This window comes from Peribacillus huizhouensis (assembly GCF_014138605.1).
Lineage (GTDB): Bacteria > Bacillota > Bacilli > Bacillales > DSM-1321 > Peribacillus > Peribacillus huizhouensis.
Genome location: NZ_JACJHX010000005.1, coordinates 132,910 through 151,907, shown reverse-complemented (window position 1 = coordinate 151,907; position 18,998 = coordinate 132,910). Strand labels below are relative to the sequence as shown.

Annotated in this window: 17 protein-coding genes and 1 tRNA gene; 2 read left to right on the top strand and 16 right to left on the bottom strand. The window is 38.6% G+C overall.

Annotated elements, in window-relative coordinates:
* Position 1 precedes the first annotated feature (1 nt).
* The 8 genes from gpmI to HNP81_RS10130 form a co-directional block, all read right to left on the bottom strand.
* On the bottom strand, positions 2-1,537 hold the full coding sequence (gene gpmI, locus HNP81_RS10165; RefSeq protein WP_182502558.1) for a 2,3-bisphosphoglycerate-independent phosphoglycerate mutase: 1,536 nt from the start codon (positions 1,535-1,537) through the stop codon (positions 2-4).
* Positions 1,530-2,291: a triose-phosphate isomerase gene (gene tpiA / locus HNP81_RS10160; protein WP_028393606.1), complete on the bottom strand. Its 762-nt coding sequence runs from the start codon at positions 2,289-2,291 to the stop codon at positions 1,530-1,532. Before tpiA ends, gpmI begins: the two co-directional genes overlap by 8 nt.
* A gap of 26 nt (positions 2,292-2,317) precedes the next feature.
* Positions 2,318-3,499, bottom strand: a complete 1,182-nt coding sequence (locus HNP81_RS10155; protein WP_028393605.1) for a phosphoglycerate kinase — start codon at positions 3,497-3,499, stop codon at positions 2,318-2,320.
* Between the two features lie 269 nt (positions 3,500-3,768).
* A complete protein-coding gene (gene gap, locus HNP81_RS10150; RefSeq protein ID WP_028393604.1) occupies positions 3,769-4,776 on the bottom strand; it encodes a type I glyceraldehyde-3-phosphate dehydrogenase in 1,008 nt (335 codons plus the stop codon).
* Positions 4,777-4,838: 62 nt separating this feature from the next.
* On the bottom strand, positions 4,839-5,861 hold the full coding sequence (locus tag HNP81_RS10145; protein ID WP_182502557.1) for a sugar-binding transcriptional regulator: 1,023 nt from the start codon (positions 5,859-5,861) through the stop codon (positions 4,839-4,841).
* A 394-nt stretch (positions 5,862-6,255) separates the two neighbouring features.
* Positions 6,256-6,513 carry a glutaredoxin family protein gene (locus HNP81_RS10140; RefSeq protein ID WP_182502556.1) on the bottom strand — a complete coding sequence of 86 codons (258 nt, stop codon included), beginning with the start codon at positions 6,511-6,513 and terminating at the stop codon, positions 6,256-6,258.
* A gap of 17 nt (positions 6,514-6,530) precedes the next feature.
* Positions 6,531-7,856: an RNA polymerase factor sigma-54 gene (rpoN, locus tag HNP81_RS10135; RefSeq protein ID WP_182502555.1), complete on the bottom strand. Its 1,326-nt coding sequence runs from the start codon at positions 7,854-7,856 to the stop codon at positions 6,531-6,533.
* A 406-nt stretch (positions 7,857-8,262) separates the two neighbouring features.
* Positions 8,263-9,198: a LysR family transcriptional regulator gene (locus tag HNP81_RS10130; RefSeq protein ID WP_220478547.1), complete on the bottom strand. Its 936-nt coding sequence runs from the start codon at positions 9,196-9,198 to the stop codon at positions 8,263-8,265.
* A gap of 158 nt (positions 9,199-9,356) precedes the next feature.
* Here HNP81_RS10130 and HNP81_RS10125 point away from each other — a divergent pair, with 158 nt between their 5' ends.
* Positions 9,357-10,631 (top strand): MFS transporter, encoded by a 1,275-nt coding sequence (locus tag HNP81_RS10125; protein ID WP_028393600.1) that lies wholly within the window; start codon positions 9,357-9,359, stop codon positions 10,629-10,631.
* Between the two features lie 145 nt (positions 10,632-10,776).
* On the opposite strand, the gene HNP81_RS10120 is transcribed toward HNP81_RS10125, so the two are convergent.
* A tRNA-Arg gene (locus HNP81_RS10120) sits at positions 10,777-10,848 on the bottom strand.
* A gap of 298 nt (positions 10,849-11,146) precedes the next feature.
* Here HNP81_RS10120 and clpP point away from each other — a divergent pair.
* Positions 11,147-11,755 (top strand): ATP-dependent Clp endopeptidase proteolytic subunit ClpP, encoded by a 609-nt coding sequence (gene clpP, locus HNP81_RS10115; RefSeq protein WP_028393598.1) that lies wholly within the window; start codon positions 11,147-11,149, stop codon positions 11,753-11,755.
* A gap of 293 nt (positions 11,756-12,048) precedes the next feature.
* On the opposite strand, the gene HNP81_RS10110 is transcribed toward clpP, so the two are convergent.
* The 7 genes from HNP81_RS10110 to HNP81_RS10080 form a co-directional block, all read right to left on the bottom strand.
* The gene (locus HNP81_RS10110; protein WP_028393597.1) at positions 12,049-12,306 is read right to left on the bottom strand and encodes an HPr family phosphocarrier protein; all 258 of its coding nucleotides are present in this window, start codon (positions 12,304-12,306) and stop codon (positions 12,049-12,051) included.
* Positions 12,307-12,322: 16 nt separating this feature from the next.
* Positions 12,323-13,276, bottom strand: a complete 954-nt coding sequence (gene whiA / locus HNP81_RS10105) for a DNA-binding protein WhiA (protein WP_028393596.1) — start codon at positions 13,274-13,276, stop codon at positions 12,323-12,325.
* 448 nt (positions 13,277-13,724) lie between these two features.
* On the bottom strand, positions 13,725-14,696 hold the full coding sequence (gene mgfK / locus HNP81_RS10100) for a gluconeogenesis morphogenetic factor MgfK (RefSeq protein WP_028393595.1): 972 nt from the start codon (positions 14,694-14,696) through the stop codon (positions 13,725-13,727).
* Positions 14,686-15,588: an RNase adapter RapZ gene (gene rapZ / locus HNP81_RS10095; RefSeq protein WP_182502554.1), complete on the bottom strand. Its 903-nt coding sequence runs from the start codon at positions 15,586-15,588 to the stop codon at positions 14,686-14,688. The genes mgfK and rapZ overlap by 11 nt, the downstream gene beginning before the upstream one ends.
* Before the next feature lie 29 nt (positions 15,589-15,617).
* The gene (locus tag HNP81_RS10090) at positions 15,618-16,076 is read right to left on the bottom strand and encodes an NUDIX hydrolase (RefSeq protein WP_028393593.1); all 459 of its coding nucleotides are present in this window, start codon (positions 16,074-16,076) and stop codon (positions 15,618-15,620) included.
* A 354-nt stretch (positions 16,077-16,430) separates the two neighbouring features.
* Positions 16,431-17,381, bottom strand: coding sequence for a thioredoxin-disulfide reductase (gene trxB / locus HNP81_RS10085; RefSeq protein ID WP_182502553.1), 951 nt, complete (start codon positions 17,379-17,381; stop codon positions 16,431-16,433).
* An 86-nt stretch (positions 17,382-17,467) separates the two neighbouring features.
* On the bottom strand, positions 17,468-18,970 hold the full coding sequence (locus tag HNP81_RS10080; protein ID WP_182502552.1) for a tetratricopeptide repeat protein: 1,503 nt from the start codon (positions 18,968-18,970) through the stop codon (positions 17,468-17,470).
* Positions 18,971-18,998 lie beyond the last annotated feature (28 nt).

The window sequence follows — 18,998 nt, the reverse complement described above, 5'->3', positions numbered from 1 at the left end:
TTTATTTTGAAATGATAGACGTTCCTGTCATTTCAACAGGTTTTTCAACTTTTAGTAAATCAAGCATCGTTGGTGCTAGATCTCCTAGTATCCCGTCCGTTCTTAATGTTACATCATTTTTCGTAACAATAACAGGTACAGGGTTTGTTGTATGTGCTGTCATTGGATTTCCTTCCAATGTAACTACTTCATCAGCGTTACCATGGTCAGCTGTAATGATTGCCGTACCGCCTTTTGCAACGATGGCATCGACAACCTTTCCAAGACATTCATCAACCGCTTCAATTGCTTTAACAGTTGGTTCTAGCATACCTGAATGGCCTACCATATCAGGGTTTGCAAAGTTAAGAATGATGGCGTCAAACTTATCCGCGGCAATTTCGCCTAGTAGTGCATCAGTTACTTCATATGCGCTCATTTCAGGCTTCAGATCATACGTAGCAACTTTTGGTGAATTAATCAAAATTCGCTCTTCCCCTGGGAACTCCGCTTCACGTCCACCACTCATAAAGAAGGTAACGTGAGGATATTTTTCCGTTTCTGCAATTCGCAACTGGGTCAGATTATTTTGAGAAAGAACTTCACCTAATGTGTTATCAAGGTTCATCGGTTTGAATGCTACAAAGCCGTCCACTGATTCAGAAAATAAAGTTAAGCAGACGAAATGCAGATTCTTCGGATGCCCTGGACCCCGGTCAAACGAACGAAAATCTTTATTCGTAAACGTATTTGACGTTTGGATAGCTCGATCTGGACGGAAATTATAGAAGATCACTGAATCTTCATCTTGAATCGTCGTAACCGGTTTTTCGTCATCACCGACAATAACAGAAGGAAGGACGAATTCATCGAAGATTCCATTATTATAAGAATCCTCTACACATTCCTTAGCAGAACGGTAGCTTGGTCCTTCTCCGTAAACCATTGATCGATATGTTTTCTCGACACGTTCCCAACGTTTGTCACGGTCCATACTGTAATAACGTCCAGAAATCGTCGCAAACTGACCAACACCAAGTTCTTTCATTTTCGCTTCTGTCGCTTCAATATAGCCTAAGGCAGATTGAGGCGCTACATCACGACCGTCTAAAAATGCATGAACATATACTTTCTTTAATCCTTCATCTGCACAAAGTTTAAGAAGAGCAAATAAATGTTCAATATGGCTATGTACCCCGCCATCAGACAGTAAACCGAATAAGTGTAGGCTTTTATCCTTTGTTTTCGCGTCGTTAATCGCAGCAAGAAATGTTTCGTTTTGTTCAAACTCTCCGCTACGAATCGCCACGTTAACACGAGTTAAGCTTTGATAAACAATTCGGCCTGCACCGATATTTAGATGGCCTACTTCAGAATTCCCCATTTGGCCTTCTGGTAACCCTACCGCTTCCCCACTAGCCGTTAAATGAGCATGCGGGTATTGGCTCCAATAACGGTCAAAATTAGGCTTGTTAGCAGCAGACACGGCGTTGCCAGCTGTTTCTGTACGGCACCCGAATCCATCTAAGATGATAATTGCAACAGGAGATTTACTCATATTGTCCACCTTCTACTAATTGCAAGAACGATTGCGGTTCAAGACTTGCACCGCCAACTAATGCACCGTCAATATCAGACTGAGCCATATATTCTTTAATATTCTCAGGTTTCACACTTCCACCGTATTGAATACGAACAGCCTCAGATGTAGCTTTTGAAAATTGACTTGCTACAACAGAACGGATATGTGCACAAACTTCGTTAGCATCTTCGGCAGTAGAAGATTTACCAGTACCAATTGCCCAAATTGGCTCATAGGCAATGACCATATTTTGAACTTGCTCTTCTGTAAGGCCTTCAAGTGCTTTCTCAATTTGTTTTCCTACTAAATCGTTCGTCTGACCGCTTTCACGCTCTTCTAATGTTTCGCCACAGCAAACGATTGGAACAAGATTATGTTTAAAAGCTGCTAACGCTTTTTTATTCACTGTTTCGTCTGTTTCGTTGAACATTTCGCGACGCTCTGAGTGACCAATCACGACGTAATTCACACCGATATCACTAAGAGCAACAGGACTGATTTCACCTGTAAATGCGCCGTTATCTTCAAAGTGCATGTTTTGAGCTCCAATTTTGACTTCTGTTCCTTTCGCAGCTGTAACTAATTGATCAAGGAATAGCGCTGGAGCACATACTACGGAATCCATTTTATCAGAAGATGGTACAAGGCTTTTTACTTCCTCTATAAAGCTTTTCGCCTCAGAAAGTGTTTTATTCATTTTCCAGTTTCCTGCAATAATTGGTTTACGCATATTAGTCCCGTCCTCTCTTTCGTATCTTATTTATCGTTTAATGCTACGACACCTGGTAGTTCTTTACCTTCCATAAACTCTAGGGAAGCACCGCCACCTGTTGAGATATGTGACATTTTATCAGCAAGCTTGAATTTTTCAGCAGCTGCAGCAGAGTCGCCACCACCAATGATGCTGTAAGCAGATGAATCAGCAAGAGCTTGTGCAACATGTTTTGTTCCATTTGCAAAGATGTCAAGTTCAAATACACCCATCGGTCCATTCCAAATAACAAGTTTAGAGTTGTTAATTACATCCGCGTAGATTTCGCGTGTTTTTGGCCCGATATCAAGTGCTTCCCAATCAGCTGGAATTGAGTCAATAGCGACTACTTTATTGTTTACATCCGGTCCGAAGTCGTCTGCTACAACAACATCGACAGGCATGTATAAATTAACGCCTTTTTCTTTTGCTTTTTGGATGAAAGATTGAGCAAGCTCAATTTTATCTGCTTCAAGAAGTGATTTACCAATTTCATGACCTTCTGACTTAACGAATGTGTAAGCTAAGCCACCACCGATAATTAAGTTGTCCACTTTTTCTAGCAGATTTTCAATTACACCAATTTTATCTTTAACTTTCGCACCACCAATGATAGCTGTGAACGGACGTTCAGGATTAGAAAGAGCTTTACCAAGTACTTCTAATTCTTTTTCCATTAACAAGCCAGCAACAGCAGGTATATAGTTTGCAATCCCTTCTGTTGAAGCATGGGCACGGTGAGCAGCACCGAATGCATCATTTACGTATACGTCTGCAAGCTCAGCGAAAGATTTAGCCAATTCTGCATCATTCTTCTCTTCCCCAGGATAGAAACGGACATTTTCTAAAAGTAAAACGTCTCCGTCTACCATTTCAGAGATTTGTTGTGTAACAGATTCCCCATATGCTTCGTCTGTTTTACGAACGTCCTTACCTAATAATTCACTTAATCTCTTAGCAACTGGAGTTAAGCGTAACTCTTCCACTACCTGACCCTTTGGGCGTCCAAGGTGACTAGCTAGAATTACTTTCGCTCCAGCATCAATCAAGTGCTGAATTGTCGGTAATGCCGCACGAATTCTTGTATCATCGGTAACCTGACCATCTTGCATCGGTACGTTGAAATCAACTCGGCAAAAAACTCGTTTACCTGCTACGTTAATTTCCTTAATGGATTTCTTGTTCATGACCAAATAACCTCCTTTAATTAAGAAAAGCGTAAACGCCTTGTTCAGCTTCCGAAGTAAATAGGGATTGAACCATGAAGGGGTTCTTTACCTTCTTTGAGCAATCATCTTTTTCACAGGAAGCTAGCGGTGAAGAATTTCACTTGCTTTTTATCAGTCAAAAAGGGAGAGGGCATAATCCCGTCTCCCCTTTTCACTGTTATTATAGATGTTTTTCGCTTTTTTAGCCAAATATTCACAGGAATAATAATGTTTAATTTCTGTAAAGATTAAAGACCTTTTTTAGCGATGTAATCGATTAGGTCAACTACACGGTTTGAGTAACCAGTTTCGTTATCGTACCATGAAAGTACTTTAACCATGTTACCTTCCATAACCATTGTAGACAATCCGTCAATTGTAGAAGAAACAGGAACACCATTGTAGTCAGTAGATACTAATGGAAGATCATTGTAAGCAAGAATGCCTTTTAATTCGCCTTCAGCAGCTTCTTTTAACGCACTGTTTACATCTTCAGCTGTAACGTCTTTTTCAAGTTCAGCAACAAGGTCAACAATTGATACGTTTGGTGTAGGAACACGCATAGCCATACCGTTAAGTTTTCCTTTAAGTTCTGGTAATACAAGAGCTACTGCTTTCGCTGCACCTGTAGATGTAGGAATCATGTTCTCAGCTGCTGCACGTGCACGACGGTAGTCTTTGTGTGGCAAGTCAAGAATTTGTTGATCATTTGTGTATGAGTGAATTGTTGTCATCATTCCACGTTTAACTCCGAACTTGTCGTTCAATACTTTCGCAAATGGAGCTAAGCAGTTTGTTGTACATGATGCATTTGAAAGCACGTGGTGGTTAGCTGCATCATATTTATCTTCGTTAACACCCATAACGATTGTGATATCTTCATCAGATGCAGGAGCAGAAATGATTACTTTTTTCGCACCAGCTTCAAGGTGTTTTGCTGCATCATTACGAGCAGTGAAACGTCCAGTTGATTCAACAACTACTTCAACACCTAGTTCTCCCCATCCAAGTTGTGCAGGGTCACGTTCTGCTAAAACTTTGATTTTGTGTCCATCAACTACTAGGTAGTCTCCGTCAACTGATACAGTTTCTGCAAGTGTTCCGTGCACTGTGTCATATTGAAGAAGGTGTGCAAGCATGTTTGCATCAGTTAAATCGTTAATTGCCACGATTTCCACATCTGAATTTTTTAATGCTGCACGAAGAACGTTACGTCCGATACGACCAAATCCGTTAATACCAACTTTTACTGTCATAATAAAATTTCCTCCTTTATAGTTGAAAAAAGAATTTTATAAAATTATATAGTAAAGGGAATTTATCCCTTTATTAACTGTTGTGCCGCTGCTTCGTCCGTGATTAATACCGTGGTTTGTGGAGCTCTTTTCATATAAGCTCGAATTGCCTTTGCTTTAGATTCTCCACCGGCAACGGCGATCACTCGCTTTGCTTGATCAAGGTCTTCCAGCTGAATACCAATGGTTTGTACTTTGTGAACTACTTCCCCATCTTCATCAAAGTAATAGCCGAAAGCTTCACCTACGGCCTCTTTTTGTTCAAGGGTTTTGATAATTTCAGATGGTGTTTTTCTTCTTTCTGACATCACCATCGCATCACCAATCCCATGCAGGACGATAGTAGCTGATTTTATTAATGAAATAACATCTTTAATCATCGGTTCTTTCATAAACGATTGATAAGCTTCATCACTGACTTGATCGAGAAGATAGAGCACTTTATATGCAGCATTTGTTTTTTCCGCCATTTTGGCAACAATTACATTGGCTTGGTTCTGAATTTCTTCACCAAGACCTCCTCTTGCCGGAACAAACAAAATATCTTTCCCATTTGAATCTGGGGTTAACATCTTGGCCACTTCGGCCATTGTCGAGCCGCCAGTTACTGCAATGATATTTTTAGCCTTCCATTCCTTTTTCATACGGGCGGCTCCCGCTTTACCTAATTCGCTTTTTACCCACGATGATTGATCACTGTTTCCAGCAACGATAATAACTTCATTAACGTTTAATAATTGCTTAAGTTTTTGCTCCATTTTATCTAAACCCGAAATCTCCCGCATGACTCCTTCTAGTTGCTCGAGTATTTCTACTCCTTCGGTAGAAAGTCGCATTCCAGAGCTGAAAACTTCAATTAGATTTTGATCTTTCAAGAAATCTACTTCACTACGAAGTGTTCTTTCTGTCAAATCCAGACTATTCGCTAAGCTTCGGCGCCCTACAGGTTGCATAAACTTGATATAACGCAGGATATCATATCGTTTCTGCATAATCGCCAACAAATCGGGTAATACTTTCTTTTGTATATCGAGCAATGGATACATCGTTCGTAAACCCCTCAAGAATAAGTTGTGGACTATTTTCGTCCCAGCTAGACATTTTACGTCCCACCAGGAGCAAAAAAAATTCTTTCCTGCTATATACTTATTCTAGCAGGAAAAAAAACGTTCTTCAACTTATATGCTAATTTTTATTTTTCAAGCAATAACGGCCTGTTACAATCCGCGGCCTAGTAATTTATTATAAGAAAAACCAAACTTAAATAATCTGCAAAATAGGAGTCCATTTATTATATATACATAGTATCTAGTGGAATTATTATCTAGTTGGAAGCACCGCTTAAGTTAATGATTATCTGCTTCCTTTTCCACTACCATACAAAACCTGAATGGCGTTAAAACTCCACCCGTTACCATGAAGAATATAACATAAAGCACACTACACTCGCCCCATGTCCTCCATACATAATTGACGTAATTTCATTTCGTCAATTTGGCCGTACTGCACAATCTCTCCTTGCCATTCTATAACTGGAATCATGAGACCAAATCGTTCAATTAACGCATCATTCGTATAGATATCTATTTCTCTATAATCGATGCTTGTATCTTGTTTGATCCGCTCTAGAATCACCTTTGCTTTGTCGCATAATGGACAATTACTTCTTGTGTATAAGTTCCATTCTTTTGGTAGCATGCACTATTCATCCTTTTTTACTTATATCTTTTCCGTTTACTTGAGGATAGAATTCCAAGTTGATCACGATATTTAGCTACCGTCCTACGTGAAAGAACGAAACCATGCTCATTTTTTAGAATTTCCGCAAGTTCTTGATCAGAATGTGGTTTTTGTTTATTTTCAAGCTCTACAATTGTCTGTAATGCTTTTCTCACCTTTGTACCTGATACATCTTCTTGTTCTGTTGATTGAAGAGCAGAACTAAAGAAAGAGCGCATTTCTACCGTTCCAAATGCAGTTTGGACGTATTTGCTACGGACCGCACGACTAACGGTCGACTCATGAATGTCAAGGTCATCGGCAATCTCTTTCATCGTCATCGGTTTAAGAAAGCCCATACCACGAAAAAAATACTCAGGCTGCTTCTCTACAATTTTTTTCATAACGTGTAAGACGGTTTCTTTTCGCTGAAGAATTCCTTTAGACAGCCATTGATACTCCTGCCATTTTTCTTGTAAAAAGCGATTTACAGTCGGATCCTGATGGTCCTTCATTTTTCGTAAATAAGATTCATTCACATGAAGTTGGAGTGTATCACCTTCGTACTGACCGACCACAAGCTGTCCATCCTGATATTTAACAACAACATCTGGGACAATATAACTCGACTTCTCAGAAGAAAAAATGGCTCCAGGACGCGGGTTTAATGTTTGTATATAATCAAATTCATCTTGAATTTCTTTTAATGTAACCCCAAGATTTCTCGAAATCTCTTTCCATTTTTTATCAACAAATGGCATAAAGTATGTACGAAGCAACGTTTCCGCTAACGGTCTCTCTCCAGCTTGACAGACTTGAATAAGCAGGCATTCTTGAAGGCTTCTGGCACCAATACCGTAAGGTTCAAGTTGTTGCAGAATATCCAAGGACTTTAATAGAGCGCTTTCAGAAATCCCAATTGAAACAGCCGCTTCTTCTACATTAATCCTCAAGTACCCATTTTCATCAATGTTCCGAATAAGATGGATAAACGATTTCAATTCCATTTTCTTAAAAGTAGCTGTATCAATTTGGGAGAGCAAATGGTTCTCAAGAGAAGGTGCTTCTTCACCAATTTGTTCAATCCAATTCGTAGATCTCCCTGTATTCTTCACTTGATTTCTTTTCAATGGCTTTCTCGGAATCTCATGGGATACTGTTGAAGATTCAATGGTTAACAATGGATTTTCCAGCCATTTTGTCTCTAAATATTCTAGCAATTCTTGATTCGAATACTGAAGCAACGCAATAGCCTGACTTAATTCCTGCGTCATTGTCATTTTCATAATCTGGTGTTGATAGAGTCCCGGCTTCATTTCCATACTTTCCCCTCCCCTTACCATTTTACACCACGAATTCAAAAGTGAATAGCGAAACAAGGTGGAAACGCTTACTTTTTTTTAAAAAAATACTTGCTGTCCTGTTTCTTAAAACATGATGAGAAATGAAGCTACTTCCTTTGAACCTACAATGCTTTCATGTCAACTCCATTGTTGTTGACTATTTTCCCATTGATCGCACCATCAAGAACAGATATCAAACTAATCACAGTTGTAGACGAGGGCACGTTTTTAGCTACCCAAATGGATTAGGGTATACTACAAGCATTTGGTAACATAAAATTTCTAAACATTGATAAGCCTATCATGTAGTAGTTAGGATAGAATAAGCTTGCGGATGTATACTATCCCTCAAGCTTAAAAATTCAAAGCACCCATTAGTTTGAATCTAAACCTTCATAATTTCTTCACAACAAGTAGTCTCCGGACACGACCAGTTTCTTGCATGTTTCAACGTAATATCGATAAACATAGATAAGGCTGGGGAAATCCACTTGTTTTTGTGATAAGCGACTTGGGAGAAAATTTGTTTAAAGCCACCAACGCAGGGAATAATTTTTAACCTTTCTTCCTTGATTTCATCATTTACTGTCATTAACGGTAAACAAGCAATACCAAGCCCACTCATTACACAACGTTTCATCGCTTCTATACTCCAAAGCTCCATCGTGTGAGAAGGTACGATTCTCCGTTCCCCAAGATATTCTTCAAACATCGTTCGATAACTACATTCTTTCTCATTCGTAATGATACACTCGCCTATCTTTTGATTTTCGTAGCTTTTATCTAAAATATTCAGCGAACAATCAGGACTTCCAACAAGGACAATAGGTTCGTCCAACAACGGACGGACGATCAAATCTGAATCCTGCAACTGTGGCAACATGACAAATGCAATATCTGCACTACCATTAAGTATTGCTCTTTTGTTATCACCGCAGGTGGCATTACTTAAACTGATGCTTACATGAGGAAACTTCTTTCTATATTCACTTAATATGGGTTCTAAGCGGTATACCGTTAGAGATTCTGGAGCAGCAATCTTTAACTCCCCTCTCATATCCTCTCCATCGCTGGTAATGTTTTTGATCCTTCCATAGGTATCTAACATCTCTTGAGTATAGGGCAACAACTTCTTGCCGACATCAGTCAATCTTATCTTTCTACCCATCCGATCAAACAGAGGTGCTCCTAAATGTTCTTCAAGTGCCTGAATATGAGAAGTTACCGTGGATTGAGTGTAACCTAAATGTTCAGCTGCTTGTGTAAAGCTCCCCGTTTCAATAACTGTTTTAAACGTAACAAAATGGCGTATTTCCATCATTTCACCCACTTTTATTTTAATCGTACTTCTATATTATCAAGAAAATCAATGGATAACTTCAAAAATTTCAATTTTACTGATAATTATTTATGAGTTAATATTAAGAACAATAGAAAACAGGAGGATATTATTATGAAGACAACGGAGATGGTTAAGTTTTGAAACGTATACATTATAGCTGGTTTATTCTTGCCATAACATTTTGCTCCATTATTGTATCGGGAATTGTGATGTCATCATCTGGGGTTTTCATAAATCCTTTCGAAAATGAATTTGGCTGGGACCGATCTGTTATTGCACTAGCTTTTGCAATTAGCATGTTTTTATATGGGATATCAGGTCCGTTTATGGCGGCCTTACTTAATGTGATTGGCTTAAAGAAAATGATGATAATTTCTATGGCAACTTTGCTGTCAGGTATCACACTAACATTCTTTATGAATCAATCATGGCAGATGATCATCATTTGGGGTTTGATTATTGGGCTGGGATCAAGTCTTTTTTTAACTGTATTAAGTCCATATGTGGCGAATCATTGGTTTGAGAAAAGAAGAGGCCTTGCAGTAGGGATATTAACGGCAAGTACAGCTACAGGTCAGTTAATTCTACTACCTGTCTTAGCGGCTATTATAGAAAATTATTCGTGGCGTTTTGCGATTGGGTTAATTATGACCCTCATTTTCTTTATGCTTATAATCATCTTTTTATTCATGAAAAACACACCGAAAGATGTTGGAATTCTTCCATATGGACTTGAGGAAGAAACACAAGAGAGCAATGAAAGTCAGAAGGAAAATCCTATTGTCGCAGCGTTCAACGGCTTATTTAGCGCTGTAAAAGTAAAGGAATTTTGGTTATTAGCTGGGAGCTTCTTTATTTGCGGGCTTTCAACGAGCGGATTAATTGGAACACATTTTGTTTCTTACTGTATTAGTTTTGGAGTACCTTTAGTTACAGCGGCTTCAATTCTTTCGTTTATGGGAATTTTTAATCTAGTAGGAACAACTCTATCCGGTTGGCTGTCAGATCGTTTCGATAATCGATGGCTATTATTTTGGTACTACGGTTTAAGAGGGGCTTCACTTGTATTACTTCCTTATGCATTAAATGAGGGTTCTATGACTATGTTAGTTATCTTTACTGTGTTTTATGGATTAGATTGGATTGCGACTGTTCCACCAACTATTAGCATTTCAAGACAAATTTTCGGTACAAAGAAAAGTGGAATTATTTATGGTTGGATTTTTGCATCACATCAGGCAGGTGCTGCAGCAGCGGCATATGGAGGGGGTCTAATCTATAAATTTTTCAACACTTATACTTGGGCGTTCTTCTTAGCAGGAGTTTTTTGTTTATTAGCAAGCTTATTTGTCATTATTATTAAGAAACAACGTTCAAGTCAATTAACAAAAGAAGGAATAATGAATATATAACAATTCATAGAAAGCTAAAACTGCTTTTTACCCTCCATTATGTGTTATTCGTTACATGGTAACCACAATTGAAAAGCACTCAACAAAAAGAGTTCCTATGTTTGTATACAGATCATACAAACATAGGAACTCTTTGATTAAATGACGCCCTCGGCAGGAATCGAACCCACATCTCAAGAACCGGAATCTTACGTGCTATCCGTTGCACCACGAGGGCATGGCATAATTTTTTCAACAAATTTCATTATAGGTCAGTTTAGCGTTGTTTGCAAGAGGTATTACGTTTTAAAATGCAGAAATTTGGGTAGTATGGATAAAGTAGAAATGAACCCAGGCATCTTAGCTCCAAATAAGATACTATATATGAGCTAAAGAAACAGCTTTTTGGTTTTTGTCGAACGAAACATCTTTCTTTTGATTTGTTTTGTTTGACCTTAATTGACCATAAAGTGTATCATACATATATTAAGGATTTACTTACCAGAAATAACTTTTACTAAGAGGAGGAAATTAGCATGAATTTAATTCCTACAGTTATTGAACAAACTAGTCGCGGGGAACGTGCATATGATATTTATTCCCGCCTATTAAAAGACAGAATCATCATGCTTGGAAGCGCAATTGATGATAATGTGTCAAATTCAATTGTAGCTCAATTGTTATTCTTAGAGGCAGAAAATCCTGATAAAGATATTACATTGTACATTAATAGCCCAGGTGGAAGCATTACATCCGGAATGGCAATCTATGACACCATGCAATATATCAAACCTCAAGTTTCAACAGTTTGTATCGGAATGGCCGCGTCTATGGGCGCTTTCCTACTAGCAGCTGGTGAAAAAGGAAAACGTTTCGCTCTTCCAAACAGTGAAGTAATGATTCACCAACCATTAGGCGGTGCACAAGGTCAGGCAACTGAAATTGAAATTGCTGCTAGACGTATCTTGTTCTTAAAAGATAAATTAAATCAAATTCTTTCAGAGCGTACAGGTCAATCATTAGAAGTGATTCAAAGAGATACAGATCGCGATAACTTCATGACTGCTGACCGAGCATTAGAATACGGATTAATCGACAAAGTCATCACTCGTATTGATGATGTTAAGAAAAGTCTAGATAAATAATTTAAGTGTGTCCCATAAGGGTTAGACTTCGCACTCTAAATCAGTATGTCGTGTTTCATACACGTATTTTATACTGTTTTTAGATGTTGTGATGGCTGACCCTTTTTTGGGGACACTCCTTTTTAAGATCATACGTTCCTGTGAATTTGAATATACACACAAAAAGATGCCTAGCACATGTGATTCTGCAGTAAGAAAGGAAAGTTCTACCTTTTCACCTGGAAAACGAACATGTTTCTAAGCACCTTCATCATAACAACTTCAATAATTTCCGTTGTTTGATTGATCATTTATTACGCCTCTTGTTCAATAAATTGTTGCAGGGCAAAAATGGCTTCTTCTTCATCTCTTCCATCCACAATGAGCTGAATCATCGTTCCTGACCCAATCGCAAGACTCATCAGACCCATAATGCTTTTTGCATTTACTTTTCTTCCATCCTTTTCAAGGAATACATCTGATTTGAATCGGTTTGCTTCTTGTACAAATAAGGCAGCTGGTCTCGCTTGAAGACCTGTCTTCAGGCGGACCTCCACTTGCTTCTCAACCATATATTTTCCTCCTTCTTTATTTCTGGGCTACGAATCCTGCGCCGCCTCTCAATTTATCAGCAATTTCATCTATTTTTCGCAAGCGGTGATTGATGCCCGATTTGCTAATATTACCACCTGAAACCATTTCCCCAAGCTCTTTTAAGGTAACATCTTGATAAGCCACTCTCAGTTCCGCAATTTCACGAAGTTTGTCTGGTAAAATACTCAGACCAACTGTTTCATTAATATATCGTATGTTTTCTACTTGCCTTAAAGAGGCACCAATTGTTTTGTTTAAGTTTGCCGTTTCACAGTTTACAAGACGATTCACGGAATTACGCATATCACGAACGATCCGAACATCTTCAAACCGTAATAGCGCTGAGTGGGCACCAATAATATTCAGGAACTCCGCTATTTTCTCAGCTTCTTTTAAATAGGTGATATAGCCTTTTTTTCGTTCAAGAGTCTTCGCCTTGAGGTCAAATACATTCATCAATTCACAAAGTGCATCATTATGTTCTTTATAAATCGAGTAAATTTCTAAATGGTAAGACGATGTTTCCGGATTGTTGACTGAACCACCTGCTAGAAAAGCACCTCTTAAGTAAGCACGTTTACAGCACTTCTTCGCAATGAGCTCTGGTGCAATATTATGATAAAATTCAAATCCTTCACCGACAATTTTCAAGTTAGACAGTACTTCCTGTCCTCCAGAAGATAAACGAACAATGTATACATTGTTTTTCTTCAACTTCATTTTCTTACGGACTAGCAATTCCATTTGCACATCGTAGCTTTTCTTTAAAAGTGTATAGATTCTTCTAGCAATCGCTGCATTTTCTGTTTGAATATCAACTACAAGCTTTTTATTCGAAAACGAGAGCGATCCATTCATTCTAATCAGAGCACATAATTCAGCTTTGTCGCAGCAATCTTTTTCTTCTAGTGTTGTAAGTTCTTTTTTGGTTTCCGAAGCAAAAGACACGGATTCCCACCTCCAATCAGAAAAACCATCACCTGTCCTGTCCTTTTCCTACAAAAAATCTTTTACCAGACTCTAAAGGGAATCATTGAACAGGCCTAAGGCAAACATTAAAGGAAATCCTAATTTCTTATGCCCCAAGTGTTGCAGGTGTAAGGTTAGACAATAAAACTCATTATTAAAACTTAGATGGATCTTGAATTTATCCCGCTTTAACGGGCAGTAAGCCCCCCTAAAAGTTCGTGAGGAACAAAGAAAGGTAGTTTCGGGACCAACTGCCCATAAAAGCCCGATTGGTGAGATACAGTGAAACTTACCGATGCGTGAGCAGAGGTTTAGTTGAACCAATCGGGTTCGTAGTATCGCTTTATCTACGCGAAAGCGGAGATATTAGCGATACTAGAACGGGACTAACCATCAATGGGGGACCAATGCCCTACTGATGGAAGTTTCACCTTATTTCATTTACTAACATTTGATATAGCATACGCGCTACTTTTTTTGTATCGTGCCTAATTGAGTTGCCTTCAAAATTAAAAATTTGCCCTTGAACAATCTTAACTCCAAGTCTTTCCAAACTTTCTACATCAAAAACAACCGGCTTTGCAAATTCTTCTTTATAGCGATCTTGTACATTTCGTGGGATTTCTTGATTATTTACAAGAATACAATCGATAAATGAGCAATTCATATGAGAGTAGATCGCTTGAATATGGTCACTAGCTGTATAATCTTGTGTTTCCCCTGCTTGAGTCATAAGGTTACAAATATATACTTTCTTCGCCTGTGATTGACAAACCGCTTCACCAATACCCGGTACTAATAAGTTTGGCAGAATACTTGTATATAAACTACCTGGTCCGATGACAATTAAATCTGCTTGCTTGATGGCTTGGATTGTTTCTCGGAGCGGTTTAATTTTTTCAGGGCTAAGAAACACGCGCTTGATTTTTTTACCAGAAAACGGAATCTTTGACTCACCGCTTACGATCATTCCATCGGCCATCTCAGCGTGAAGAACTACGCTTTGGTTAGCTGATGGCAAAACTTTTCCTCTTACATTCAAAACTTTGCTCATTTCCTGAACTGCATGGACAAAGTCTCCAGTAATTGAGGTCATAGCAGCTAACAATAAGTTCCCGAGCGAATGCCCCGCTAGTTCATTCTTACTTGCAAATCGATGCTGGAACATTTGTTCAACAAGTGGCTCCACATCCGATAGCGCAGCAAGAACATTCCGAATATCACCAGGGGCAGGAATATCCATTTCATCACGAATCCTACCAGAACTACCTCCATCATCCGCAACCGTAACAATCGCCGTGATATCGATTTGATAGTTCTTCAGTCCGCGAAGCAACACTGGAAGACCTGTACCTCCCCCAATGACAACTACTCTTGGCTGATCAATTTCATTTGGCATTACTCTTCTCCTTAATAATCTTCTTTATGTCACGGTGAGAAACATGAGTAACATATTCATTCCGGAAAGTGTTAGCTAGATACTCAGCAAGCGTAACGGAACGGTGCTGACCACCTGTACATCCGATCGCGATAATAAGTTGAGATTTCCCTTCCCGCTTATAATGAGGAAGCATGAACACAAGCAAATCAATCAGTTTCTCTAAAAACTTCTGTGTTTCTCCCCATTTCAATACATAGCTCGATACTTCTTCATCCAAACCCGTCTTTGGTCGCATATGCTCGATATAAAATGGATTAGGTAGAAAGCGAACATCAAAAACAAGATCCGCATCAATTGGGATACCGTGCTTAAATCCAAAAGACATGACATTGACAGTAAATATCGGTTTTTTGTTTACTGAAAACTCCGTTAAGATTTTTTCTCGTAATTCCCTCGGCTTCAAGGTCGATGTCTGATAAATGATCTGCGCCCGTCCCTTTAACTCTTCTAATAAGCCACGTTCCATTTGAATCCCTTCAAGTGGAAGACCTAATGGTGAAAGTGGATGCGTACGTCTTGTTTCTTTGTAGCGACGTACAAGTACTTCATCATCCGCATCAAGGAAAAGGATTTTTGGAGTTACCCAGGATGTTTCCGCTAAGTCATCTAATGCTTTAAATAAATGATCAAAGAATTCCCTCCCGCGTAAATCCATAACCAATACAACTTTATTCATTTTATTTCCAGATTCTTTCATCAATTCAAGAAACTTGGGTAATAACGTGGGAGGTAAGTTATCAACACAAAAGAAGCCTAAATCTTCAAAACTTTGAACGGCAACCGTTTTCCCAGCTCCAGACATCCCTGTAATTATGACTAAATGCGTTTCACCGATTGGTCCTGTTCCCAATGAAATCCCCCCAAAGTTTTCTATATTATTCAACCTGGATCAAGCCGATATGATAGCAACTTGAATTCAGGTGTATACGTAAAAGTGGCATAGATGATTCCGCTTCCATGAACCATATAATCCAAAATGTGGTAGTCTCCTTCAGCCATTGGCAAATCCTTCAAATCACCAATTGAAACCCAGCTTAGGTCTCCTTCTTCGCATGAATCCACGTTAATTCCGTCTGATTCTGTAGCGAAAAAAGTGAACATCATCCACTCTTCTAAAACTTTTTCGCCTTCTTTAATAATAAACGTAAAAATCCCTTTAATTGCCGGGTTTTTTAAATATACGCCTGTTTCTTCCCGATATTCCCGAATACAGGCATCGCGAACAGATTCACCAGGTTCCATTTTGCCCCCAGGAGCAACCCACCAACCTCTTCTCGGTTTTTTTAAAAGAAGTGTTTTATTGTCCCTTACTAACACACAATTTGTGACACGTTGCACGTCCTTCACCTCAATCGACTCTAATCCAGCATTTTACTGTTATACATAAATTTATTAATTGAAATATATCAACTCTTCGCTATGTAGAGCTACACACAGCAAAAGAAATTATTTAGACAATATATTTGTTTAACTTCTATTATACTATTTTTAGATACGGGCTACAATGAACAAGAATCAGGAAATTGTCTTCAATCCTTATCCTAGACAAAAAAAAGACACAGACGTAAACATCTGTGCCATCCACTAGTTAATATTTTATAAAAGGGGGTCAATTACTACCCTTACTATACCTAAAAGATGTTGCGCCCATGTTACAACATGATTAAAACAGAATTACGAATTGTAAAAAATTCATGACTTTACTTTTAGCTTTTCATTTAGAACTTCTATATAATGTTGGGCACTTTGAGCGGCAATGCTACCATCACCTGTAGCAGTAACAATTTGACGTAGCGTTTTTTCACGAATATCCCCGGCTGCAAAGATGCCAGGTACTTTCGTTTCCATCGTATCGTCTGTCAAAATATATCCGCCTTCATTTGTAATACCTAGGTTTTCGAAAGGCTTAGATAGAGGATTCATGCCGATATAAACAAACACACCATCCGCATTTAATTCCTGTTCCTCTCCATTCACAGTCGATACGAGCGTTAAACTGCCTACTTTCCCATCTTTTTCATGAATTTCTTTCAAGGTGTGGTTCCATATGAAATTAACCTTTTCATTAGCAAACGCACGATCTTGAAGAATTTTCTGAGCACGAAGTTCCACGCGGCGGTGTACAATCGTAACCTTGGAAGCAAAACGAGTTAAATAAACGCCTTCTTCAACCGCAGAATCGCCCCCACCAATAACGAATAATTCTTTTTCTTTAAAGAATGCACCATCGCAGACCGCACAATATGAAACCCCGCGTCCGCCTAATTCTTTCTCACCTGGTACGCCAATTTTCTTATATTCTGCACCTGATGATAGAATGATTGCTTTTGCTTTATATTCCTTTGAGCCAGCGAGTACGGTTTTGTACTCTTCGCCATCGATGATTTCTTTCACATCACCATAGGCATACTCGGCTCCAAATTTCTTGGCATGATCGAACATCTTTGTTGAAAGTTCCGGTCCTAAGATCGTCTCGAACCCTGGATAATTTTCCACTTCTTCCGTATTAGCCATTTGACCACCTGGTATTCCACGTTCAATCATTAATGTTTGCAAATTCGCACGAGAGGTATAAACAGCCGCAGTCATTCCAGCCGGTCCAGCACCGATAATAATTACATCATATATTTTTTCCTCAGTCATAGTATTCACTCCCGATTATCATTACATTTAATATCCCCTATATACTACATCCTATATAACAAATAAAAATACGTCCAAATTTATGCTCACTGAAGCAAGCTATTTACTAATTTAACGTATTTTCCAAGAGTAGAAACTGAAATAAAATGTTTAGCGGCAATTTCCTGCTGACTTTTCTTTTCATTACGCAATCTATACCAAGAATATTCAACGGCTGCAGCCCAACCTGTTGGATTCACAAGTTTAATTTCATTCTTCATTGCTTCTACAAACACCGAAAACCAGGTTAAATATAGGCCTGCCTCCATTAGCTGAATGGGGTGGAAGTGCGCATACAAAATTTCAGCCGTTTGATCGGCAAATTCAATTGCTGAGTTCTCTCGATTCAATTTTTGCATTTCAACTAGTTCCAGGTATTCTTTTTCAAAATCCGTAAGAAGCGGGTTATTACAGAGAGCTGGATGTTTTAGAATATGATCCTTTTTAATCGAATGCTTGGTTAAAAAAAGAGCAAAGATTCGTTCCTCTAAATAATCACTTTCGAAGCGTTTCAAGATCGAAGGCAAATGATCCTCAAACCCATGAAGTGATGCATTCATATCTCCCCATGGCTCAAGTCCTTCTTTTTCAGGGTTTAATTCTAATACCTTTTTCCAGGCCTTCTCAGCAGTTTGCTCATTACCTATTTGATAGGCAGACACAGCTAACCAATAATAAAAGGTATCATCCCCTTCGTGTCCTTGCTTTTGGAGCTGCTTCAACCATTTATACGCCAGATTATATCGCCCAACCAAAGCAAATGTAGAACCTAGTTTAATACGGTGCTCCATTAAAATAGGGCGGACCTTTTCCAAAGTCTTGACCAGTTCATTTATCTTATCTTCACTTTGCTGATAATGATGGAAAACTAATAGATTACATAGTGCATGTAAATTTCCTGGGCTTTTTTCCAGTACTTCCTCTAACGTTTCAAACGCTTTGTCAATTTCTCCAAGATAAAAATAAGCGAGTGCTAAATTATTATACGCAGACCAATATTCTGTGTATTCTTTAATGGTTTCCTTTAACACTTCAACCGCTTTTTCGAAGTTACCTGCTTCTAAACATTCACGAGCCTTTTCTTGTTGGTAAATCAAGCCATCTTGATGAATCAAACTTTCTTCTGTTTCATCAGATTCAAATGTAATTAAATCGAGAAGATCTTCCGCGTCTTCTGTGAACTCTCCATCTTCTTCTTTATCCAAATAAGCACTCGCATGGCGATACGCTTCCTTAAACATTCCAAGATGGGCATAATTATTCGCTAGAAAATAGTGGCATTCTGTCATACATGGGTCCATGTCATTAAGAATGCTTTCAAGTAGATTATTTGAATAACTATATTCACCAATTTCTGTACAAGTAACTGCTAGCTGACATGCAATCATCGGTTCTGTTGGTTCCAATTCAAAAGCACGGATAAGAAATTTTTTTGCATTATATAAATCACGTCTGTGATAAGCTTTTAAACCTTTTGTAAAGTAATATTCTCCCGTCGGATGAAAGGAGAAAACTTTAGCTTGTTTATTCATTTTAGATTCTTTACCCATGGAATCCTCCATCTAGTAGTTGTTTAAC